The organism is Cyanobacterium sp. IPPAS B-1200, assembly GCF_001747005.2.
Taxonomy (GTDB): domain Bacteria; phylum Cyanobacteriota; class Cyanobacteriia; order Cyanobacteriales; family Cyanobacteriaceae; genus Cyanobacterium.
In genome coordinates, this window is sequence record NZ_CP182899.1 from 575,843 (window position 1) to 597,847 (window position 22,005).

Annotated in this window: 20 protein-coding genes and 2 pseudogenes; 11 read left to right on the forward strand and 11 right to left on the reverse strand. The window is 39.2% G+C overall.

What is annotated here, in order from left to right:
• The first annotated feature begins 239 nt into the window (after window positions 1–239).
• The gene (locus tag A5482_RS02525) at window positions 240–1,232 is read left to right on the forward strand and encodes a sulfurtransferase (RefSeq protein WP_069791562.1); all 993 of its coding nucleotides are present in this window, start codon (window positions 240–242) and stop codon (window positions 1,230–1,232) included.
• A gap of 100 nt (window positions 1,233–1,332) precedes the next feature.
• On the opposite strand, the gene A5482_RS02530 is transcribed toward A5482_RS02525, so the two are convergent.
• The 6 genes from A5482_RS02530 to A5482_RS02555 form a co-directional block, all read right to left on the reverse strand.
• Window positions 1,333–2,142: an ABC transporter substrate-binding protein gene (locus A5482_RS02530; RefSeq protein WP_446684800.1), complete on the reverse strand. Its 810-nt coding sequence runs from the start codon at window positions 2,140–2,142 to the stop codon at window positions 1,333–1,335.
• Window positions 2,143–2,206: 64 nt separating this feature from the next.
• The gene (locus tag A5482_RS02535) at window positions 2,207–2,365 is read right to left on the reverse strand and encodes a hypothetical protein (protein ID WP_242412007.1); all 159 of its coding nucleotides are present in this window, start codon (window positions 2,363–2,365) and stop codon (window positions 2,207–2,209) included.
• A 33-nt stretch (window positions 2,366–2,398) separates the two neighbouring features.
• Complete coding sequence (locus A5482_RS02540; protein WP_242412006.1) at window positions 2,399–2,662, reverse strand: twin-arginine translocation signal domain-containing protein; 264 nt, start codon at window positions 2,660–2,662, stop codon at window positions 2,399–2,401.
• 58 nt (window positions 2,663–2,720) lie between these two features.
• Entirely contained in the window at window positions 2,721–3,539 is an 819-nt protein-coding gene (locus A5482_RS02545; protein WP_069791561.1) for an ABC transporter ATP-binding protein, read from the reverse strand.
• A 75-nt stretch (window positions 3,540–3,614) separates the two neighbouring features.
• Window positions 3,615–4,745, reverse strand: coding sequence for an acyl-CoA dehydrogenase family protein (locus tag A5482_RS02550; protein WP_069791560.1), 1,131 nt, complete (start codon window positions 4,743–4,745; stop codon window positions 3,615–3,617).
• A 221-nt stretch (window positions 4,746–4,966) separates the two neighbouring features.
• A complete protein-coding gene (locus A5482_RS02555) occupies window positions 4,967–5,506 on the reverse strand; it encodes an OsmC family protein (RefSeq protein ID WP_069791559.1) in 540 nt (179 codons plus the stop codon).
• Window positions 5,507–6,170: 664 nt separating this feature from the next.
• On the opposite strand from A5482_RS02555, the pseudogene A5482_RS02560 reads away from it, so the two are divergent.
• A pseudogene (locus A5482_RS02560) lies at window positions 6,171–7,263 on the forward strand (ISAs1 family transposase).
• A 19-nt stretch (window positions 7,264–7,282) separates the two neighbouring features.
• Here A5482_RS02560 and A5482_RS02565 read toward each other — a convergent pair.
• Window positions 7,283–7,577: pseudogene (locus tag A5482_RS02565) on the reverse strand (DUF4277 domain-containing protein); the annotation flags it as partial.
• A 172-nt stretch (window positions 7,578–7,749) separates the two neighbouring features.
• Between A5482_RS02565 and A5482_RS02570 the strand changes: the two are divergent.
• The gene (locus A5482_RS02570) at window positions 7,750–8,184 is read left to right on the forward strand and encodes a peroxiredoxin (protein ID WP_069790481.1); all 435 of its coding nucleotides are present in this window, start codon (window positions 7,750–7,752) and stop codon (window positions 8,182–8,184) included.
• Between the two features lie 31 nt (window positions 8,185–8,215).
• Here the strand turns inward: A5482_RS02570 and A5482_RS02575 are convergent, their stop codons facing one another.
• Complete coding sequence (locus A5482_RS02575; protein WP_069790480.1) at window positions 8,216–8,842, reverse strand: histidine phosphatase family protein; 627 nt, start codon at window positions 8,840–8,842, stop codon at window positions 8,216–8,218.
• 75 nt (window positions 8,843–8,917) lie between these two features.
• Window positions 8,918–10,102, reverse strand: coding sequence for a nickel pincer cofactor biosynthesis protein LarC (larC, locus tag A5482_RS02580; protein WP_069790479.1), 1,185 nt, complete (start codon window positions 10,100–10,102; stop codon window positions 8,918–8,920).
• Between the two features lie 52 nt (window positions 10,103–10,154).
• On the opposite strand from larC, the gene A5482_RS02585 reads away from it, so the two are divergent.
• The 4 genes from A5482_RS02585 to A5482_RS02600 all read left to right on the forward strand — a co-directional run bounded on the left by A5482_RS02585 (window position 10,155) and on the right by A5482_RS02600 (window position 11,827).
• On the forward strand, window positions 10,155–10,808 hold the full coding sequence (locus A5482_RS02585; protein ID WP_069790478.1) for an L-threonylcarbamoyladenylate synthase: 654 nt from the start codon (window positions 10,155–10,157) through the stop codon (window positions 10,806–10,808).
• A 39-nt stretch (window positions 10,809–10,847) separates the two neighbouring features.
• Entirely contained in the window at window positions 10,848–10,994 is a 147-nt protein-coding gene (locus tag A5482_RS02590; protein WP_071891693.1) for a DUF2256 domain-containing protein, read from the forward strand.
• 102 nt (window positions 10,995–11,096) lie between these two features.
• Window positions 11,097–11,492, forward strand: coding sequence for a hypothetical protein (locus tag A5482_RS02595; RefSeq protein WP_069790477.1), 396 nt, complete (start codon window positions 11,097–11,099; stop codon window positions 11,490–11,492).
• Between the two features lie 137 nt (window positions 11,493–11,629).
• Complete coding sequence (locus A5482_RS02600) at window positions 11,630–11,827, forward strand: hypothetical protein (protein ID WP_069790476.1); 198 nt, start codon at window positions 11,630–11,632, stop codon at window positions 11,825–11,827.
• Between the two features lie 7 nt (window positions 11,828–11,834).
• Here the strand turns inward: A5482_RS02600 and trmD are convergent, their stop codons facing one another.
• Window positions 11,835–12,530, reverse strand: coding sequence for a tRNA (guanosine(37)-N1)-methyltransferase TrmD (gene trmD, locus A5482_RS02605; protein ID WP_069790475.1), 696 nt, complete (start codon window positions 12,528–12,530; stop codon window positions 11,835–11,837).
• Between the two features lie 190 nt (window positions 12,531–12,720).
• Between trmD and A5482_RS02610 the strand changes: the two genes are divergently transcribed.
• Complete coding sequence (locus A5482_RS02610; protein ID WP_069790474.1) at window positions 12,721–13,539, forward strand: cyanophycinase; 819 nt, start codon at window positions 12,721–12,723, stop codon at window positions 13,537–13,539.
• A 137-nt stretch (window positions 13,540–13,676) separates the two neighbouring features.
• A complete protein-coding gene (gene cphA, locus A5482_RS02615) occupies window positions 13,677–16,298 on the forward strand; it encodes a cyanophycin synthetase (RefSeq protein WP_069790473.1) in 2,622 nt (873 codons plus the stop codon).
• Window positions 16,299–16,434: 136 nt separating this feature from the next.
• Here the strand turns inward: cphA and pruA are convergent, their stop codons facing one another.
• Window positions 16,435–19,455 (reverse strand): L-glutamate gamma-semialdehyde dehydrogenase, encoded by a 3,021-nt coding sequence (gene pruA, locus A5482_RS02620; protein ID WP_069790472.1) that lies wholly within the window; start codon window positions 19,453–19,455, stop codon window positions 16,435–16,437.
• A gap of 234 nt (window positions 19,456–19,689) precedes the next feature.
• Here pruA and A5482_RS02625 point away from each other — a divergent pair, with 234 nt between their 5' ends.
• A complete protein-coding gene (locus tag A5482_RS02625; protein WP_069790471.1) occupies window positions 19,690–20,961 on the forward strand; it encodes a hypothetical protein in 1,272 nt (423 codons plus the stop codon).
• Window positions 20,962–21,056: 95 nt separating this feature from the next.
• A complete protein-coding gene (gene rimK, locus A5482_RS02630; protein WP_069790470.1) occupies window positions 21,057–21,959 on the forward strand; it encodes a 30S ribosomal protein S6--L-glutamate ligase in 903 nt (300 codons plus the stop codon).
• Window positions 21,960–22,005: the final 46 nt, after the last annotated feature.

A 22,005-nucleotide genomic window follows, 5' to 3' on the forward strand; every position in this document is an offset into this window, starting at 1 on the left:
ACTATCTGTAAGATTTACTAATTTATTCGTAAGCTAATACCCATTTAACTTACATTTTTATAATTTTGAAAAGCTGTTAGGCTCTCAATTATTCCCTATGGAATCTTTACAAGCCATAAAATAGCAATTTAAATCACACATCACATCATCTCTAAATGTATTTTAATTTATTTTGACAACAAATAGAGTTTAATTGCAGTATAATTTAAAAAACTCTTTTATGTGAAATGTAGAGAATAATGGAACAACGTACATTTTTCAATCAATCCCTTTCATGGAACCCAACAACATGGCTAGGGAATAAGCTGATTCGTCTTGTAGTTATATTTTTTGGTGCTTTTTTAAGTATTTTTTGGTTATCCCTATCGCCCATTGGTGCGAATACATCTGCAAATATTCAATTTGTTTCGCCAAGTTGGGTAGAGGAAAATGCTGACTGGAAAGTCTTAGACGTGCGAATTAATCCCTTGCAGTATATTGAGGGACATATCCCCAATGCCGTAAACGTTGCCGATAATATTTTTAGAGGACCTGATGGTTTTTTACCTGTTCAATATTGGGATTCTGAAAAAATTGTGGATCTTTTTGCTAAGGCGGGAATTAGCAATGATGATAAAGTTATAGTTTATTCAGATGACGTTAATATTTTAGGTGCTACCATGGTGGCCTATCTATCAGAACGTTCAGGAGTTGAAGATATTGCCGTTGTCGATGGCGGTTATAAAGGTTATGTAAATGACAATAAAACTGTTACCAAAGAATTTCTCAGTTATGAACTGGGCAGATTTTCACTCAGAGATAATACTTCTGTTAGGGTAGATTTAAACGAATTGCAAACTTTAATAGGTAAACAGGGAGTTGTAATCATCGATCCCCGACCAGCAGATCTTTTTGAAGGAAAAATTAATCTTTGGGTTAGAAACGGTCATATTCCGGGGGCAAAAAATATTCCTTGGCAAACTTTTACCGAAGCAAATAATGCTGATGAGACATTAAAAAATCCTCATAAATTGAAGTCTCTGGATGATATTAAAGAGATTTTGGCAAGTCGCAATATTCAACCCACGGATAATATCATTGTTTCTTGCAGCACAGGAAGAGAAGCAACTTTGCAATATGTTGTTTTAAAACATTTACTAGGTTATCCTAATGTCAGAATTTATGAAGGTTCATGGACTGAGTATAGTTCAACAAATCTTCCGATAGAAACTGGCCCAGAAAAAACCATTTAGGTATTAAACATCTGCAAAAATTTGTGTAGGGGCTTAAGATTGTAAGCCCCTACAGTTTTTTTAAAGTCCGAAAATTTAACCTTAGATTCTAAAAATACTTTTAAACACTAAAGTTTTCTTGCCTAGTCAAAGATTCAGGAATACCAAAGACTTGAGCCCCTCCAGCTTCAACGATCGCCCTTTTGACAAAAGTATCATCAACTAAATCTGTCGCTACAAATTTCGGATCTAAATCTTGTAAAAAGTTTGTCTCCCCTTCTACTTGAGTCTCTTTTAACAGAGTAATTAGATTTTCTGTGTAAGAAGGAAAAGGGTAGGGTTGAAAATCAATGCGCTGACTTTCCCAATTTAGATGTTTGACAGCTCCTTTCTGAGCATAAAATTGGGGATCAAATCCCGTTAAAACTTTTTGTAATACGGCTTCGGGATGAGGGGTATATTTTCCATTTTCTGTGGATAAAATTTGAGCAACTTCTCCTCGATTTTGACGCATCCATGACTGACTTTTAACGATCGCACTTACCACTCCTTGAGTCCACTCAGGACGATTATTAATGTCATCCTCTTGGAGAAATACCACACAACAAGCATGGTTTTGCCACACATCCCCAGTCAGACGCAACAGTTTACCCGTGTTGTTTGTCTCGGAAGCAGCGTTAAAAGGTTCTGCCACAATATTATACCCCGCAATGCTTTTATTCGCCAAAGCTGATACCATTTCAGGAGGAGGCATAACCACCAGCCCCACCTCATCATCCTGAAGGGTAACATTCCCCGATGTGGTGATAACCTTTAAACCGCCTTGTTTAAGCATTTGTTGTAAAACAAGATTATGGATAGAATACCAGAAAGGAACAGCAATAGTTTTCCCTCCTAGGTCTTGTACCGTGTTAATTTCAGGTAATACCAAATCCTAAACTAAAAGTAAACTAATAACTACTATCAACCCCAGTGATTTCGAGTAAATAGACATACTATCTAAACAGGATTTGGTATAATACCGTTAAAGCTGAGCCGTCCGTGTGATTCCACGCCACAATTTTCCCTGGAAAATTTCTGCCGTAGCGTAGCCAAACAGTAATAGGACTCAATAAATGTACTACATTAATTTGTTTTGCTAAAAATGCTTCCACAATAGCCGCCCAAGAGCGAAATAAAACAGGTTCTTAGGTGGTCAATCCCTGAGCTTCGTACTCCCCCCTTGCATGGGCTATTAAAAGAGGGGATGCGTCTAAAATGGGTAAATAACCTATTTTTACGGGTTGGTTCAACTCCGCTCCTGTAGTATTAGTAGTATTACTAGAAGTTGATTGAGGATTGGTACAGCCATTCATGGCAAGACTTAATCCTGCTGAAGCGGTAAAAAGAGAAGATAGCTTGAGAAAGTCTCGGCGGTTTATGCCACAGCAGTTACAAATTTGATGGATCATATTATTAACAATTTCTTTATGTTAGTCGGCAGATTAGAAATGACAATGGTTATAGTTATTAGTAGGAGTCGCCCATCACCTGGGCAAGGGTTTCCATAATTTCTGATCGCACTTCAATTAAGTTATGAATCTGATTAATTCTTGGTTGAGGACTATTAATAATCCATTCTCGATAAAGTCTGCCGGGGTGACGACTCATGAGCAAAATGCGATCGCCCAATAGTAAGGCTTCATCAATATCGTGGGTGACAATCAGCGCAGTACATTCCTCCTGAGCAATGATATTGAGTAAAAGTTGTTGCATTTCCAAGCGGGTAATCGCATCTAGGGCGCTGAAAGGCTCATCCATAAGTAATAGTTGAGGAGAACGAGCAATGGTACGGGCGATCGCCACTCTTTGAGCCATTCCTCCCGATAATTGATGGGGATAAGAGCGATGAAAGTTATCTAAACCTACCTCTGTGAGAACATGATTTACCCTTTGATTTAACTGTGTGGCAGAAAGAGAAGCCATAGATTGAAGTTTTAAACCCCATTCCACATTCTGCCTTACTGTTAACCATGGAAGTAGAGATGCTTGTTGAAACATCAAACCAATTTTAGGACTAGGTTGGAGAATTTTTTCCCCATGAAGATAAATGGCACCTCGATCAGGTTTTTGTAAACCTGCCACTGTATTTAACAAAGAGGATTTACCACAACCGCTCGCCCCTAACAAACAAATAATCTCCCGTTGTTTAATCTCTATATTGATGTCAGCAAAAACCGTCATTGAGCCACCACGACTATGATATTGTTTGCTCAGATTATCAATTTCGAGGACAATACTATCTCTGACATGGGTAGAGGAAGGAAAAAAATCCGTTTGAGTATTCATGATTGATTTATTTTTGATAAATGTTGCCCCTAAATTCCCGAATATTGAAGACTTTTTGTCAGCAAAGAAAGAGGGCTAGGGGGTGAAATCGTGCAGAATTTTTTTTAGATGTTTTAAGGCAGGAGTAACGATAGCAACAAAATAAGACTCCCGTAAACGTCTATCCAAATCACTACCCTGCAAGTAACCCCTCGCACCAGCATATAAAATGGCGGATTGGGATGAGCGTAGAGCTAATTCTGAGGCTTGAATACGGCATTTGACCACCTTCTTAAAAAAATCAATGTCATCAGGAGTCTTTTGATAATTCAATTTGTTCGCAAGAGCATAACTTTTTAAACGCAGTAGCTCTAAATCTTCTTCGATAAATTCCACAGTGTCATCAAGAAAACCATTAACATGACCATATCTGACATTAGATTTTTTCATGGCATTGACACTGGCCTGTGTCACCCCTAAACCCATACCTACTTGGGCTAGTACAAATCCTGCTTTAATCTCTTGAATGTAATCAGCACAAGGGGAAGCGAGGATATATTGATCAGGTACAAACACTTCTCGAAATTGACAACTGAAAGTTTGGCTACCCTCTAGGGCGATAAAATGAGCGGTGGATTTGAGATTTAAACCGGGAAAATCATCAGAAACGATCGCCATTAGATAGTCATTGGTATCAACAATTTTGGCTACAATGGCAAAATAATGACCTTGTCCTAAATTCGATACCCAAGGCAATAAACCATCGATGATATAACCACCCTCACAGGGTTTTGCTGTCAGGGCAATTTTTTCTATATCGGCAAAATGCTTCATAGGATTAGATAAACCTGTACCAGCCAATACTTGTCCAGTGGCAATCTGGGGTAATATCTTTTGTCTGAGGTAGTTATTCTTGCTTTTTTGTATGTACCAAACACAGGCAATGTGACACCAAGTCATAAACCCTGTACATAAACAGGTTTGGGAAACAGCTTCAATGACTTGTAAGGCACTTTTAAATCCTTTGCCATTACCACCAAAAGCGGCAGTTACGCTCTGCTCAAAACCTCCTATTTCTCCTAATTGATGGAGGAATTCACGGGGATAATAACCCTCTCTATCGATTTTGTTTACTTGGGGAGATAAACTAAGGGCGATCGCATTTTTTACATCCCTAGAAAAATCAACATTTTTCCTTTCCAGTGGATATCCTACGGTAAATTGCATACAATTAAATTATTATTAACATTTTGTTTCCCCTCAATACCTCCGAGTGGAGGTACTTTAGGGTTTTTTTGACCTCTCCAACAAATATTTTTTATTCGCTGTTCATAAAGATTTACATCCTTACTTTTGCTAAAAATTATTGGAGAAGCCCACTACATTAAGAACAAAAGAACAAGTAATGAAAAATATATTTCACAATTTTAGTGACTTTTTTGCTTCAGTTAGTTTCCTCCTTGGTTTAAGGCAACGTCAATATTGACAGGAAGACGAAGGGTATTGGCTACGGGAGACCAGTTGTTGGAGTGATTAATTAAATCTTGCAACTCTTCTCTACTAGCATCTCCTTCCATATCTACTTTGACGCGAATATCAGTAAAACCCAGTCTTTTTTCTGACAAATCACCAATTCCCCACACCCCAGTAATATTAATGTCTCCTTCCAAGTTCAATTCCAACTTGTTTAGATTAATACCTCTGGTAATGGCGTTGGCATGGATACCCACAGATAGGCATGAACCTAAGGCTGCCAGTATCGCTTCCGAGGGATTAGGTGCAGTGTCTTCTCCCAAAAGGGTGGGAGGTTCGTCAATTACGTGAGCAGGTAAATCTCTCACATAATTTAAGTTACGGAACTTCCTTTCTAACACTGTCTTTGCCTTTACAGTGGCGATCGCCTCAGGATTTCCTTGGGCTTTCTTTGCCAACTGCTCCAATCCCTCTTTATTGATGGGGGTGATTGCTTGGTTTAATGTTTGAGACATAAACTTGCCGACTAATTATAATCGATGTGTATTTCAATTATATCTCATTTCTTTTAAAAAACAAGTGCAATTTATTTCCTTTGTCTTATTTGTCTTATGATCATCAAAAATTCATCTCAACCTCTGAGGAAGTAACTGACCGCAAATCAAGGATGGGGCAATATTTAAAGTAAAATTAAAAGATGAAGTACTTTGTGCAGAATTATTTTTGCCTCAACAGAAAATAATCTCCCCTGAAACAAAGCCGCTGATTGACAAGCTCCTGCTCGAAAAGCTCTCTTTAGCTGGTATTGCTCGAGTCTGTGATGTTTCTGAGCTTTGGCTACAAAACTATGTCAATCAGAAACATGACGCTATACCCCAGCACGTGCATATTTCCTCAAAAAAAAGGGCGATTAACAATTCAATGCGATGAGATGTGGTCTTTTGTGGGAAATAAACAGCAAAAATGTTGGATTTGGTTAGCTTTGGATGTCGATACCCGTGAGATTGTGGGACTTTATGTCGGAAAGGGTTCTTGACAAATACAAAGTAAATTAGAGGTAAAACAAAGAGTTAAAGTCTTCAGGGCAAACGCATACTCAAAATTTATGAGAAAGTAATATGGTATATATCATAGAGGGAATTAATTGCCGTGAATTCTCAAACTTGTCAGAAATCATACCTGTGGAAATATTTTGAAAATATTGAAGACCCGCGAACCACTTATTTGATTGAACATAAATTAGTTGATATGGTGGCATTAACAATTCTAGCAGTCATTTGTGGTGCCGACTCTTGGGTAGAAATTGAAGAATATGGAAAAAGTAAACTATCTTGGCTAAAAACGTTTCTCGAACTTCCCAATGGTATTCCTTCTCATGATACGATTTCTAAATTATTTGCTCGTCTATGTCCAAAGCAATTACAATCAGCTTTCTTGGATTGGATTAATCATATTGCTCAAGTGACACAAGGAGAGATAATAGCCATCGATGGTAAAACATTACGACAGTCTTATGATTCGAGTCAAAATCAAAGTGCCATTCACATGGTAAGTGCTTGGGCTAGCAATAATAACTTGGTTTTGGGACAGTTAAAAGTAGAAGATAAATCCAATGAAATTACGGCAATTCCGAAATTATTGGCAGTTTTAGAACTCAATGGTTGTATTGTGACCATTGATGCAATGGGGTGTCAAAAGGACATAGCTAAAAGGATTATAAAAAAAGGGGGAGACTATATTCTGAGCCTCAAAGGCAATCAAGGTAATTTATTTGAGGATGTAAAACAATTATCTGATTGGGCATGGAAAAATAATTATCAAGAAATCCTTGGCGGAAAAATATGAAACCATAGAAAAGAATCATGGTCGAATTGAAAAACGTCGTTACTGGTTGATGAATTCGGTGGCAGATTTTATCGATAGTGAAAAATGGGTGGGGTTAAAAACTATCGGAATAGTGGAATCAGAAAGAAAAATTTTAGGGCAAAAAGCCACATTGGAAAGAAGTTACTACTTAACGAGTTTAGATCATGGAGTAGAAACTTTCGCCCGAGGAATAAGAAGTCATTGGGGAATAGAGAATGAATTACATTGGTGTTTAGATGTGGGGTTTAGGGAGGATGAAAGTAGAATCAGAAAAGGAAACAGTAGTGAAAATATGGCAGTAATCAGACATATCGCCTTAAATTTGTTAAATCAGGAAAAAAGTTGTTCTCGAGGTAAAAAGGCAGGATGGGACAATGATTATTTACTTAAGATTTTGTCTGGTTGAGTATGCGTTTGCCCTGCTGTCCTGACTTCATCCATAATGGTATTTCTCCGTCCCCTGATACTATTAAATTTAATACACATTGTTTTAAATCTGGACGATTATCTCTTGAATACCCATGACATATTTTGATGGTTTTTCTATTTTCTTCTTCCTCATTTTCATATTTACCATCCACATGAAATGATGTGGAGTCTAATCGGATAGGATGCTAGTTTTTGGTTTACAATCTCTACAATGCCTACCTCGTCTACTATTCCAGCTATTATACCTAAATGATCAATATTTTCTATTTCAATGTTTATTGATTCATACATTTTTCTAGACTTATCATTACTTTATTAAAACTAATTTACTCTATTCCACTTCATCTTTTTTATCATTTCTTTTGTAGTATTCTTGCTTTTTCTTGAACTATGCGGAAGGTGGGAAGTAATGTAAAGTTATAATAAATAGTAGCAAATTAATCAAAAGATAGGAATAATAATTATGGCTCTTAGCGTAGGCACAAAAGCCCCTGACTTTACCACCAAAGATGATCAAGGAAATACCGTCTCCCTAAAGGATTTTGCCGGAAAAATCGTGGTAATGTACTTCTATCCTAAAGATGATACCCCTGGTTGTACCAAACAAGCCCAAAGTTTCCGTGACAACTACGAAGAATATCAAAACAAAGACATGGTAGTTTTGGGTGTGAGTGTGGATGATGAAGCATCCCACAAAGCCTTTAAGGAAAAATATGGCTTACCTTTCCAACTTTTAGTAGATAGCGATAAAGCTATTACCAAAGCCTATGACGTTGATGGCGGTGGTTATGCCAAACGTGTTACCTACATTATCAACGGTGAAGGTGTTATCACCCATGTAGATAGCAGTGTACAAACCAGCACCCATGCCCAAGATGTTTTAAAAACCATTGGTTAATATCCTCGGTATAGAGACACTATAACGATCTTTAATGGGCAATAATAGGCGGTGGGAGATGGCTTAGATGACTGGTATCAGCTTTTAATTCCCATTGCCATTTATCGTCAATATACCTAAGTTTACTTAGGCTACACAGGGGAATAGTGATGGGTTGATATTCATTTTCTAATAAAGCCTTAATCATCCCTTGGATAGCAACACTATGCCCTACTATTAAGGGGTTATGGTAGTTCGTTAATATTTTAGTGGTTTGAGCGGTGCGTTGATATATTTCCTCTAAAGTTTCAGGATATGGAGGGTATATCTGAGGTTGATAATCCAAGTTAATTACATCGAGGTATTTTTTTTCGAGGTTGTCAGGATATTGAGTAAGGGGTTTTGTTTCCATCCAATCGTTGTTGTGCCATTCTCCTAGCCCTGATTCAATTTTAATCGGTAAATTAAGGGCGATCGCAATGGGGTAAGCAGTTTCTATGGCTCGTAAAAAAGGAGAACAAAAAATATGTTTAATAGGCTCCTTTTCTAATCTTTTAGCCACTGCTTTAGCTTGAATTATGCCATCTTCTGATAACGGAGGATCATATTTCTTTTCAGCATAATTAAACCATTCAGGATAAACAAAATCATGTCTATTACCATGTCTCACAATCCACATATATTTTTAGGTGTCAGGTTGCAGGTTGAATGTCTCTCAACTACAATCATCACTCAAAGGAAATATCATCATTCTTCATTGTAGATTATCAATGTTTTTTCTTGCTTCCAAGATTACTTCACTCAGGGGAATTTGTAACTTTTTAGCTATTAAAACACAATCATCATATTCAGGTTGAATATTAACAACTTCCGAACCATATTGAGCAACTTTTACCCTAATATCACCATATTTTGTATTAACAGTTTTCATGTGACGACTCAAAACAGAGCGAGATTGTATCTGCTTTCTAATACCTAAAGTAGAAGTTTCTCTAAAAATAAACCTTTCACAAATACCTACTTTATCCAAATCACAAATTACCGTTAATAACACCCCGGGGCGGTTTTTCTTCATGGCTACAGATTGAGTAAAAACATCCCTAGCCCCCAATTGCAATAACTCATCCATCACATAACCAAAAATTTGGGGTGATAAATCATCAATTTGGGTTTCTAATACCGCCACAGTTTCCTCGTCAATGGCTTCTTCCTTTTCCCCCACCCACAGACGGAGAATATTAGGCATGGTTAAATCTTGATTTCCTGCCCCCAAACCAATTTTATGTAAATTCATGGTGGGGGGTTGACCAAATTTTTGAGCCAAAGTAGTGACAATGGCGGCACCTGTGGGAGTAACTAATTCTTTATCGATACCGTTACTATACAAAGGCACTTTTCCCATCTGACACAATTCTAACACCGCTGGTACAGGGACAGATAAACGCCCGTGGGCTGCTTTGATAGTGCCTCCCCCTGTGGGTAATGGGGAACATTCCAAGGTGTTAATATCAAGGTAATCTAAGCCGATACAAGTGCCAATAATGTCGATGAGGGCATCCGTTGCCCCTACTTCATGGAAGTGAACTTTTTCGGGAGGAATGCCGTGAACTTTTCCCTCTGCGATCGCCAGTTGCCTAAAAATTGCTAAACTATTATTAGTAACAGTTTCAGCTAAATTAGCTTGAGTAATAATTTTCTCAATCTCAGGTAAATGCCTATGGTGATGGTGATGACTATGTTTTAGACTCACATCAACTTTTGTTGCCCTTTGCCCCTGTTTTTGTACATCTTCCTCTGTTAAGGTATATTCGTCGTCCAAATCAAGACTTTTTAACCTATCAATGAGATACTTAAGGGGCATTCCTGCATCCACTAAAGCACCAAGAAACATATCTCCTGCAATTCCTGTGGGGCATTGTACATAAGCAATTTTAGACATTTTACCAACCTTTTTTAATAATTATTTTTAGTAAAGATTAATTACACATTCTATGGCTACTATATATCAATTAAACTCTGAAAATCCCCAAGGGCGATCAATTGACCAAATTACCGACGCTCTCAAACAAGGCGCTATTATGCTTTATCCCACAGATACAGTATATGCTATTGGTTGCGATTTAAATGTTAAATCAGCCGTGCAAAAAGTAAGACAAATCAAACAGTTATCCAGTGATAAACCCCTTACTTTTTTATGTTCTTCTTTATCTCATATTTCTGAATATGCGGTAGTAAGTGATGAGGCATATCGTATCATGAAAAGACTTATTCCAGGACCTTATACTTTTATTTTACCTACTACTAAACTAGTGCCAAAATTGGTGATGTCTCCTAAGCGTAAAACCACAGGAATTAGAGTACCAGATAATAATATTTGTCATAGTTTATTAGAGTCTTTAGATAATCCAATTATTTCGACTTCTGCCCATTTACCTGACGAAGATGGAGAATATCCTTCCTATAATTGGGAAAAAGCTAGGTTATTTGATCATTTAGAAAAGTTAGTTGATATTATTATAGATAATGATGATGATCCTAGTTTAAAAGTTTCTACTATTCTTGATTTAAGTACCTCGGAACCAACGGTAATTAGAAAGGGTTTGGGATGGGAAACTTTAGACAATTTATTTAGTTTTTCTAGTTGATCATATTAGCTTTAAATTGTTAAAAAAATAATATATTTTATGGCTAAACAAAGAAAAAAATCTGATTTGCCCACAAAAATTTGCCCCGTGTGTGGTTTATCTTTTACGTGGCGTAAAAAATGGGAAAAATCTTGGGATGAGGTGAAATATTGTTCGGAAAGATGCCGAAGGCACAAAAATTCTTGATTGATATTTCACTTGTAAAACAACAAAGTAGGTGGGTAACACCCCTGTTATGGTCCTGTTATTTTTTATAATCAAATAACTACAAAAGTATAGGAGTAGAAAGTGAAGCCAGATTATAGAACTATTTTAATTAATCCTAATTATGCTAATTACGGTTGTCTTTTGTTGTTATTGATAATGACGGTGATTGTGGCGATTGTGGGCTGGGATTGGGTTATTAATGGGGTGTTAATTTTCCTTGCTTTTTTGATTATTGCCCCTATTGTTGGGGCGGTGGCTTTTCGTTGGTGGCTAAAAACCAATGTGATGGAGGATAGTTGCCCTGTGTGTGATTATACTTTTGCCGGATTTAATAATAAGCAGTGTCGTTGCCCTAGTTGTGGTGAGACTTTGATTGCTAATCATGGACATTTTGAAAGGGTGACTCCTGAAGGTACTATTGATGTAAATGCGGTGGATGTTTCGGTCAAAAAAATAGATGATTTGCCGAATAATTAATGGTTTGGTGAGTGGATAACTTGACTCTAAATGATTTAGGTTTGCTTAATTTTTGAATAAGTATCTTTTCATCGCCGACAATGAATTAAAATAGCATAAATAGTTTTAATAATTAATTTTGGTATTTTTTTATGTATATGACCCCTAAGAGTGGTATTTTACTGCTGGTTTCTTGTGTAAGTGCGATCGCCGTTGTAGGCTGTATTTTTGAATTAACTTCGGGTAATCCAGAATTAGGACAAAATGTCACCAGTTTAATATTAGGTTTTAGCATTCCTTTAAGTATTGTGGCTTTTGTTTTTGCCGTTAAGGATGCCCGCGCAAATTCTCAGTAACAATTAACTATTGCCCATGGTCTATTTCCCCTTCTGGTAATAAATCGGGGCGTTTTTTGCGAGTCGCCTCCAATTGTTGTTGATGGCGCCAATGGGCGATCGCACCGTGGTTTCCAGAACGTAATACCTCTGGCACTTCCCAACCCCGAAACACAGGGGGACGAGTATAGTGAGGATAATCCAATAAACCATCCTCAAAACTATCCTGCTCCAAAGAAGCCTTTTTGCCCACCGTACCGGGTAAAAGACGTATCACCCCATCCATAAGAGTAAGAGCAGGAATTTCCCCCCCCGTCAACACAAAATCTCCCAAAGAAACCTCTCTAGTTACCAAGTGTTGTACCCGCTCATCAATACCCTCATAATGACCACAAATGAGGATTAACTGTCGATAATTAGTAGATAAATCCTTAAACAAATTTTGATCCATTCTTTGCCCTTGGGGAGTTAACATAATCACCTCCCGAGGAGCCATATTAGGCACAGACTCCACCGCCGCAAAAATCGGCTCAGGCTTCAAAACCATCCCCACTCCCCCCCCATAGGGTACATCATCCACCGTACGATGTTTATCCGTAGTAAAGTCCCGAGGATTGATCAAATTAACCGTCGCAATTTGCTTTTTTAAAGCCCTACCCAATAAACTCGCATGGAGTGCAGAGGTAAAAAAATCGGGAAAAAGGGTAATAACGTTTATTTCCACTGTTGATATTATTTGATAAAGTGAGCTTTGAGCATATAAATAACGAGTTTTTGCTCAAACTGTTAATTATTGGATATGTTACAAATTTAACCATAAAATAGTGTAGGAGATCATAAGATAAACGTTTTTGGGAGCCGAAAGTGTCTATCTGTTGGCGTAATTTTAGAAAAAGAATCAAGTAGGAATTAACATGAAGCAATATCAAAGAAGTTCAGTGCTAGTAATTGGAGGTGCCGAGGACAAAGTACATGGACGAGAAATATTACAAACCTTTTGGCGTTGTGCAGGGGGCGCGGATGCCATCATCGCCATTATACCCTCCGCTTCGCGAGAACCTACTATTATTGGCGATCGCTATCTAACCATTTTCCGTGATATGGGAGTAAAAGACTTAAAAGTGTTGGACGTGCGCGATCGCATCCAGGGAGAAGATAAATATTATCAAGAATATGTAGAACAATGTACCGCCGTATTTATGACAGGGGGCGACCAACTTAGACTGTGCGGTTTACTCTCCGATACCCCCCTTATGGAAAGGATTCGCCAAAGGGTAAAACTAGGAGAAATCACCCTCGGAGGCACCAGTGCAGGGGCAGCCGTCATGGGACATCATATGATTGCCGGGGGTAGTAGTGGAGAATCCCCCAACCGTGCCTTGGTAGATATGGCCATGGGCTTAGGTTTTATTCCCGAAATCATAGTCGATCAACACTTCCACAACCGTAACCGTATGGCAAGATTACTCAGCGCCCTTTCCAACCATCCCGAAAGAATTGGTATCGGCATTGACGAAGACACCTGCGCCCTATTTAGCGCCGACAATCACTTAGAAGTAGTCGGCAAAGGAACTGTTACCATCATCGATGCCCAAGCCATGAGTTACACCAATCAGGGGAAAGTCAGCGCCGAATCACCCCTTGCCCTTCATAACCTAAGAATTCATATACTGTGCCATGGCGATCGTTACAATCGAAAAACCCATCAACCCACCGCCGCCAGTGACGATTAATATTATATTTAATGAATAAAATATTAATTATCCCCAAAAAATAAAAGAATGTTCACCCTGAACAGTAAAAAGTCAAGCAAAAACGAGACACTTAAAAATGGCTCTCAAACCCAGTAGCGTCTAAAATCAGAAACAGCATGAAAATCCTCAAAACACAAACCTTAAGGGGTCCAAATTATTGGAGCATTCGCAGACAAAAGCTCATCCAGATGCGTCTCGACTTAGAAAACATAGCCGAAAAACCATCCAATGAAATCCCCGGCTTTTATGAAGGATTAGTGGAAACCCTCCCTAGTTTGATCGAACACTTTTGTTCCCGAGATCATCGTGGAGGCTTCCTCGAACGAGTTAAAGAAGGTACCTATATGGGGCATATCATCGAACACATTGCCCTCGAATTACAAGAATTAGCAGGGATGCCTGTCGGTTTTGGACGCACCAGAGAAACCAGCACCCCCGGAGTTTATAACGTAGTCTTTGAATATGTCTATGAAGAAGCTGGTCGTTATGCGGGTAGAGCCGCCGTCCGACTTTGTAACGCCATCATCGAAAATGGCAGTTATCCCCCCCAAGAGTTAGCCCAAGATATAGCTGATTTAAATGATTTAAGGGCAACCTCCGCCCTTGGTCCTTCTACCGAAACCATTATCAAAGAAGCCGAAACCCGTTCTATTCCTTGGATGATGTTGAGCGCCCGTTCCATGGTACAACTAGGATATGGAGTTAATCAAAGACGCATTCAAGCCACCCTCACCGAAAATTCTAATATTTTAGGGGTAGAACTTGCCTGTGATAAAGAAGGCACAAAAACCATCCTCCGAGATGCAGGAATTCCCGTGCCTAGGGGTACAGTAATTTACTATTTAGACGAACTAGCCGATGCCGTCCATGATGTAGGGGGTTATCCCATCGTTATCAAACCCCTTGATGGCAACCATGGTAGGGGAATCACCATTGATATAAATAGCCGTGAAGATGCTGAAGATGCCTATGATTTAGCAGCGGCAGCCTCCAAAACCCGCTCGGTAATTGTCGAAAAATACTACCAAGGTAACGATCACCGTGTTCTGGTTATCAATGGCAAATTAATTGCTGTGTCCGAAAGGGTTCCAGCCCATGTCATGGGGGATGGACAGTCCACCATTGAAGAATTGATCGAACAGACTAACCTAGATCCTAATCGAGGAGATGGTCACGACAATATCCTAACCCGTATTAGTGTCGATCGCACCTCCCTCAGTGTTCTCAAAAGACAGGGTTTTGAAATGGATACTGTTTTAAAACAAGGGGAAAGAGCCTACCTCAGAGCCACTGCCAACCTCAGTACAGGAGGCATAGCTATTGATCGCACCGATGACATTCACCCCAAAAATATTTGGATAGCTGAACGTGCAGCCAAAATTATCGGCTTGGACATTGCAGGTATAGACATAGTTACCCCCGACATTACCAAACCCCTTGACGAAGTAGATGGCGTAATTGTCGAAATTAATGCGGCTCCCGGATTTAGAATGCACGTAGCCCCCTCCCAAGGCTTACCTCGCAACGTGGCTGGCCCTGTGCTAGAAATGCTCTATCCCAATAATCACTCCAGCAGAATACCCATTCTGGCGGTCACAGGTACCAATGGTAAAACCACCACCACCCGACTACTGGCTCATCTTTATCGACAAACAGGAAAAGTTGTGGGCTACACCAGCACCGATGGTATTTACTTAGGGGATTATATGGTGGAAAGAGGTGATAATACTGGTCCCTTGAGTGCGGGAGTAATTTTGAAAGATCCCACCGTGGAAGTAGCAGTTTTAGAATGCGCTAGGGGGGGAATGCTCCGCTCTGGTTTAGCTTTTGATAGCTGTGATGTGGGAGTAGTTTTGAATGTGGCAGCGGATCACCTCGGCTTGGGGGATATTGACACCATCGAGCAGATGGCCAAAGTAAAAGGAATCATTGCTGAAACCGTTAACCCCGATGGTTATGCGGTATTGAATGCCGATGATCCTCTTGTGGCAGAAATGGCAAAAAATGTTAAGGGTAAAGTAGCCTATTTTTCCATGGATCAACATAACCCCATCATTGTGGATCATCTCCGTCGGGATGGTATAGCCGCTATCTATGAAAACGGTTATCTATCTATTTTTGAAGGGGAATGGACTCTGCGCATCGAAAAGGCAGAAAATATCCCTGTGACCATGAAGGGCATGGCACCGTTTATGATTGCCAATGCTTTGGCAGCTAGTTTGGCAGCCTTTGTCAATGGGGTGGATATTGAGTTGATTCGCCAAGGAGTACGTACTTTCAACCCAGGGGCGGCTCAAACCCCCGGCAGGATGAATTTATTTGAATTAAAAGATCATTCTGTGTTGGTGGACTATGCCCACAATCCCGCTGGTTATGAGGCTGTAGGGGCTTTTGTTAAAAATTGGCAGGGCGATCGCCTCGGGGTCATTGGCGGTCCTGGAGACAGACGGGACGAGGATTTGATGTTACTCGGTAAAATCGCCGCCCAAACCTTTGACCATATCATTGTCAAGGAAGATAATGACAAACGGGGTCGGGAAAATGGAGAAGTTGCCGATTTAATAGTTAAAGGTATCCTCAGCGAAAATCCTGAAGCTAGTTATAACGTCATCATTGACGAAATGGAAGCCCTCGAAACAGGTTTGGATAAAGTAAAAGCCGATGGTTTGGTGGTCATTTTCCCTGAAAGTGTTCCCCGTGCGATCGAATTTATCGAGAAACTGAAAGAGGAAAGTTAAGGTAATAAATAATGGACAATTCACCTTCATTTAAGGGGTAGTTGTTCATTGTTAATCCTTTCATTCAAACAAAAATTAGTAGGGTGATAAATACACACCCCACCATTAATATTTACCCTGCTAGGAATTTTATAACTTAATTATCAGCGCCCTCGATGGGTGCAAAACCTTGTCTTTGGATATTTTCAGTGACTACCCGAGGTTCTAAAAATTGAAGTAAATAATCAGGGCCTCCAGCCTTTGAGCCTACCCCCGAAAGTTTAAAACCGCCGAAGGGTTGACGGGCAACGATCGCCCCTGTAATCCCCCTGTTAATATAAAGATTACCCACCTCAAACTCTTTATAAGCCCTGTCAATGTGGGCAGGAGTACGGGAATATAAACCCCCCGTCAGGGCGTAATCAGTGCCATTAGCAATGTTGAGAGCATGATCAAAATTATCCGCCCTTATCACCGCCAACACAGGCCCAAAAATTTCCTCCTGAGCAATTACCGCATCCTCTGTAATATCAGTGAAAACAGTGGGAGGGACAAAATAACCATGGTCAGGGGCTTCTACCTGTATCGCCAAAGTACCTTGCTCTTTTCCCTTCTCGATATATTCCAAAATACGAGCTTGGGCAGAAGCATCAACCACAGGCCCTATCTTCGTACTAGGGTTTTTAGCATCCCCCACATTAAGGGATTTTACCGCCTCTACCAAACGCTCCACAAAAGCATCATAGACAGTATTTAACACAATTACCCGACTACACGCCGAACACTTTTGCCCACTAAAACCAAAAGCCGACTGAACAACTCCCGCCACCCCTTGATCTAAATCGGCGCTTTCATCGATGATAATGGCATTTTTGCCCCCCATCTCAGCGATAACTTTTTTGAGGTGTTTTTGCTTCGGTTGCAATATGGCGGCATCGGCATAAATTTTACAACCCACTTCCCTTGAACCCGTAAAAGCGATTAAATGTATGTCAGGATGTTTTACTAAATAATCTCCTACCACCGAACCTTTACCCGGGATATATTGAAATACTCCCTTGGGAATCCCTGCCTCGATCAAAATCTCCGCAATTTTTGCCCCAATTACTGTACTAGTAGCCGCAGGTTTGAGTAAGGCACAGTTACCCGCTGCCAACGCCGCCACCGTCATGCCCGTAGCAATAGCAAAAGGGAAATTCCAAGGGGAAATAATCAGGGCGATGCCTTTGGGTTGATAAAAATAACGGTCATTTTCCCCTGCCACATCATAGTTATAACCTTGCTCTAATCGTTCCATTTCCGAGGCATAGTAGCGGCAAAAATCGATTGCCTCTGACACTTCAGGATCACCTTCTTTAACGATTTTACCCACCTCAAAACACATCCAAGCGGTTAATTCATGGCGTTTTTGTTCCATAATATCAGCGGCTTTGCGTAGAATCTCCGCTCTTTCCGTGGCGCTGGTTTTGCTCCAAGTTTTAAAGGCTTCCTTGGCACTCTTCATGGCTTCATCGGCTTGGGAAACGGACATTAGGCCAATTTTACCGACAATTTGGGAGGGATTGCAGGGGTTAACGGAATCTATATATTCCTCGGTTTCCGCATATTTCCCGTCGATAAGGGGCAGGTAGGTTTTACCCAGTTGGTTGTTAACCACCGTGAGGGCTTGTCTGGCTTTTACAAGGTTGCTTTCTCTACCGTAGTCGGTGTCGGGGGCAGGGTTAAAGCCCCCCTTATTAAGGGGGGTTGGGGGGATCTCTTTTTCCCCTTCTATAGGGGAAACTTCCTCTTTTGCTTCAAGATGATGGGCAGGGGGTGCGATTAATTCATCGATGGGTTTTTCCTCTGAATTTTGGCGTAAAAAGGAGCTATTGGCGGTATTTTCGAGCAGACGGCGAATGAGGTAAGCCATACCGGGTAATAATTTTCCGTAGGGGGCATATACCCTGACTCGATAACCTTTTTTTACGATAGCTTTGGCGAGATTTTCTCCCATGCCGTAGAGTATCTGGCATTCAAATCTGCGCTTAGGAATTTTTAGAGTTTCAGCAATGGCGATCGCATTTGCTTGGGTTCTAACATTGTGAGAGGCGATCGCACTATACACATATTGATGATTTTCGAGGAGAATACGAATAAGATTCTCGTAGTTAACATCCGTTTCTGGTTTTTGGTTAAATACGGGTTGTTGCCAATGATTTTGCTGAGATTTGATGGTTTCTTGATCCCAATAAGCCCCTTTTACTAACCTGATAGTGATGGGATTACCTCGTTTTTTTGCCCACTCAATCCAGCCTTTTAAATCTGCTTCTGAATCCCGTAAATAACCCTGAATTGTCACCCCAATATCAGTACGAGATCGAAATTCCTCCTCCATCAACAATTCTTGTAAGATAGATATGGTAACGTCCTTATAGGCATATTGTTCCATATCAAAGTGTACCGCTGCACCTTTTTCCTTGGCGTGTCTGAGAAGGGTACGAATGCGATCGCACACCCTAACTTTACTACCTTCTGGGTCAATAGGATCAAACTGAGAATAAAAGGCCGTCAACTTAACTGATACCTGCACCTTTGCCAAATCTTCCCCATCCGCAGTGTCAATTTCAGGAATGGTTGACCATTTTTGAGCCTGATTGCTTAACTGGGTAATCAACTCAAGATAACTCTGTAAATATGATTCTGCTTCAGTTTCGGTTATTACCGCTTCCCCTAACAAATCGATGGTAAAGCCCATTTTTTCCTTACGCATCTTTTCTACCGCCCGAATTACCTCCTTAATGGTTTCCCCCGAAATATACTTATAAGCAAGGGTTTCCACCGCCTTGGTAATAGTTGCCGAGGCAATTTGGGCAGGAGGTGAATTAGGATCACTAAAATTAAGAATGCCCTTAAGAGCATCAGGTAATTCTACCTCTTCTGTGGTTAAATACTGTTGAAAATGTCGAGCAACTTCTGGCTTACTTTGTAATGCAGGTAACGCATCAATGAAGCGAAATAACTGAACCCTTAAACCAGGGTTACTCATGGTCCATCCCATTAATTTATCGTCAAATTGTACCTGCTCTTTTAACTTACTAAAGATGTTTCCTTTTTGTCTCGTGGCTTGGATCAAATCCCTTGCAATGGTTTGTGTCGTTTCTTCGTAAGATGAGATCTGACTGTTTATAGCTACCATAAAACTCCCCTAATAAATATAATAAAATAACTCTAATTTTTCTTGGCAACTTAAAGTTTGCTATGCTAATATCGCATAATAATATTTTGTTTCACATTATAATATTATCACTAAAATTATTAGATTGAGTATTTTGTTACCGTTTAATGTAATCCCTTTTTCAAAATAATTAAGTATTTATCCTTACTAAGATAAAAAAAGGTTATTCGTATTAATAAAAATAAAAAATAAATCATGAAAAAAAAGCAATTATTTATTTGTGTCTTATTAGAAATATTGGGAGTCTCTATCGTTGCGATCGCCCTTTTAAACATAAAAATTAACTATGCACAGCGAAAGTATATTAACCAAGCCGATACATTTTTTAACAACTTTAATGCAGAAAATTCTAATAATAACCATATAGTTTTAGATTCTTATTTACAACAAATTGGACTAGGCAAAGTGAATAAAAGTAATGATATTGGGGAAAATAGTCCTTCCCCTGAAATAGAGACAACTTTAGTATCATTAAATGTTTTTTTTGAAAAACAAAGACAAATTAATAGTAATTATATAGAACCAATTCCAGAAGAATTACAATTGTTTTTAAGAGGAAAAGAACAAGAAATTATTGATCTACGGGACTATATTTTAAGTATTGACTCTCTCCATTGGGAATATAATCTTAATAATAATTTTAGAGATCCGTTAAGCTATGAAATTCCTTACTTTATTAATATAGTAGCAGCTCAAAAAATTTTAATGTTATATAGTTTGTCAGAGTATTTTCAAGGAAACAAAGAAGAAGTTAACAAAACATTAGAGGCTTCTTTTCACTTAAACAAATTCATTCAATCTCAACCCTATTTAATAGCTCAACTAGTAGCTTTAATTAATACGCAAGACCAAATAAGATTGTTAAGACAAACATTACCATTAACTGTTTATTGGAGAGAAAACTTAAACAACTATTACTATGATTATTCCCAAGGAATATTTAATGCACTTAAAATAGAAGCATATTTTATAGGTAGTCCTTTTATATTTTCTGAAAATTTGAGTAATAAACCCATTGCTAAATTCATTCAAAAACCCTATTTTCAATTTATGAGTCAAGATTTAGGTAATCGTCTGTTAAAAAGATTTTCTAATCTTGAAAACAAAAGTATTTGCCCGTTAGATATCGCTTCAGGAGAATCGCTTTCTGATAACATTCCATGGTGGAATTATTTAGGACAAATAGCAACACCTAACTTTGGGGAACAATGGTTAAGGGCAAATTTATTAATGTTAGATTGGGAGTTGACAAAAAATATATTAGAAGTAGAAGATATTCGACAAAAAGAAGGAAATTTTCCCAATAATTTAAACAGCTTAAATTCTACTGTGTGTGAGGGTAAAAATTGGGATTATAGACTTGCTAATAATCAAGCTTTTCTCAATTTTGAACAAAATTATCCAGAAGATAGTTTGATACTTAATAGTAATACGGTTTTTTTACCTTTAAATTTTACCTTGAAGTAAAAATTCATATGCCTTTATACTTGACTTGTATTAATTGATGGACAACGGGCAAAAGATCAGAAAGAATAAACAAGAACATATATACGAGTATAAAAATGAAAATTGCGATCTTATCCCAAGATAGTAACCTTTATTCCACCAGAAGATTAAGGGAGGCAGCAGAAAAAAGAGGACATCAAGTTAGGGTGGTAAATTTCCTCCGTTGTTATATGAATATTACTTCTCATAACCCTTCCGTGGTTTATGGGGGGAAAACTTTGGAAAATTTTGATGCGATTATTCCTCGCATTGGGGCTTCTAAAACTTTTTATGGTTTGTCGGTAGTCAGACAGTTTGAAGTGATGGGGGTTTTTAGTGCTAATGAGTCTCAGGCAATTTCTCGCTCTAGGGATAAGTTGCGCTGTGTACAAATTTTGGCGAGGGAGGGTATTGGTTTACCTGTCACGGGGTTTGCCCATGATACGGAAGATATTGATGGATTAATTGAGACTGTGGGCGGTGCGCCATTGGTGATTAAGTTATTGGAAGGTACTCAGGGCATTGGGGTAGTTTTGGCGGAAACTAATCAGGCTGCAAAGTCGGTAATTCAAGCATTTCGAGGTTTGAACGCCAATATTTTGGTGCAGGAGTTTATCAAGGAAGCAAAGGGCGCTGATATTCGTTGCTTTGTGGTTGGTAATAAGGTGGTGGCAGCTATGAAAAGACAGGGGCCAGAGGGAGATTTCCGTTCTAATTTACATCGGGGAGGTAAGGCGGAAAAAATTAAGCTGACTCCTGAGGAAAGAAGCACGGCGATTCGCTCGGCAAAGGCTATGGGTTTAAGGGTTGCAGGGGTGGATTTGTTGCGTTCAAATCATGGCCCTGTGGTGATGGAGGTTAATTCTTCTCCTGGGTTAGAGGGTATTGAGAAGGCGACGGGGGTTGATGTGGCAGATAAAATTATTGATTTTATTGAGAAAAATGTGGATATAAAAACGCGCGATCGCATTCAGGTGTAAGTTAATGGAGAATAGATAATTGATAATAAAACTTTTATGACCCTAT

Bases quoted from the DNA above. Each gene is read 5' to 3' on its own strand.
- A5482_RS02525 (WP_069791562.1), top strand. From the start codon at position 240: ATGGAACAACGTACATTTTTCAATCAATCCCTTTCATGGAACCCAACA.
- A5482_RS02540 (WP_242412006.1), bottom strand. From the start codon at position 2,662: ATGATCCATCAAATTTGTAACTGCTGTGGCATAAACCGCCGAGACTTT.
- A5482_RS02545 (WP_069791561.1), bottom strand. From the start codon at position 3,539: ATGAATACTCAAACGGATTTTTTTCCTTCCTCTACCCATGTCAGAGAT.
- A5482_RS02550 (WP_069791560.1), bottom strand. From the start codon at position 4,745: ATGCAATTTACCGTAGGATATCCACTGGAAAGGAAAAATGTTGATTTT.
- A5482_RS02555 (WP_069791559.1), bottom strand. From the start codon at position 5,506: ATGTCTCAAACATTAAACCAAGCAATCACCCCCATCAATAAAGAGGGA.
- A5482_RS02570 (WP_069790481.1), top strand. From the start codon at position 7,750: ATGGCTCTTAGCGTAGGCACAAAAGCCCCTGACTTTACCACCAAAGAT.
- A5482_RS02575 (WP_069790480.1), bottom strand. From the start codon at position 8,842: ATGTGGATTGTGAGACATGGTAATAGACATGATTTTGTTTATCCTGAA.
- larC (WP_069790479.1), bottom strand. From the start codon at position 10,102: ATGTCTAAAATTGCTTATGTACAATGCCCCACAGGAATTGCAGGAGAT.
- A5482_RS02585 (WP_069790478.1), top strand. From the start codon at position 10,155: ATGGCTACTATATATCAATTAAACTCTGAAAATCCCCAAGGGCGATCA.
- A5482_RS02590 (WP_071891693.1), top strand. From the start codon at position 10,848: ATGGCTAAACAAAGAAAAAAATCTGATTTGCCCACAAAAATTTGCCCC.
- A5482_RS02600 (WP_069790476.1), top strand. From the start codon at position 11,630: ATGACCCCTAAGAGTGGTATTTTACTGCTGGTTTCTTGTGTAAGTGCG.
- A5482_RS02610 (WP_069790474.1), top strand. From the start codon at position 12,721: ATGAAGCAATATCAAAGAAGTTCAGTGCTAGTAATTGGAGGTGCCGAG.
- cphA (WP_069790473.1), top strand. From the start codon at position 13,677: ATGAAAATCCTCAAAACACAAACCTTAAGGGGTCCAAATTATTGGAGC.
- pruA (WP_069790472.1), bottom strand. From the start codon at position 19,455: ATGGTAGCTATAAACAGTCAGATCTCATCTTACGAAGAAACGACACAA.
- A5482_RS02625 (WP_069790471.1), top strand. From the start codon at position 19,690: ATGAAAAAAAAGCAATTATTTATTTGTGTCTTATTAGAAATATTGGGA.
- rimK (WP_069790470.1), top strand. From the start codon at position 21,057: ATGAAAATTGCGATCTTATCCCAAGATAGTAACCTTTATTCCACCAGA.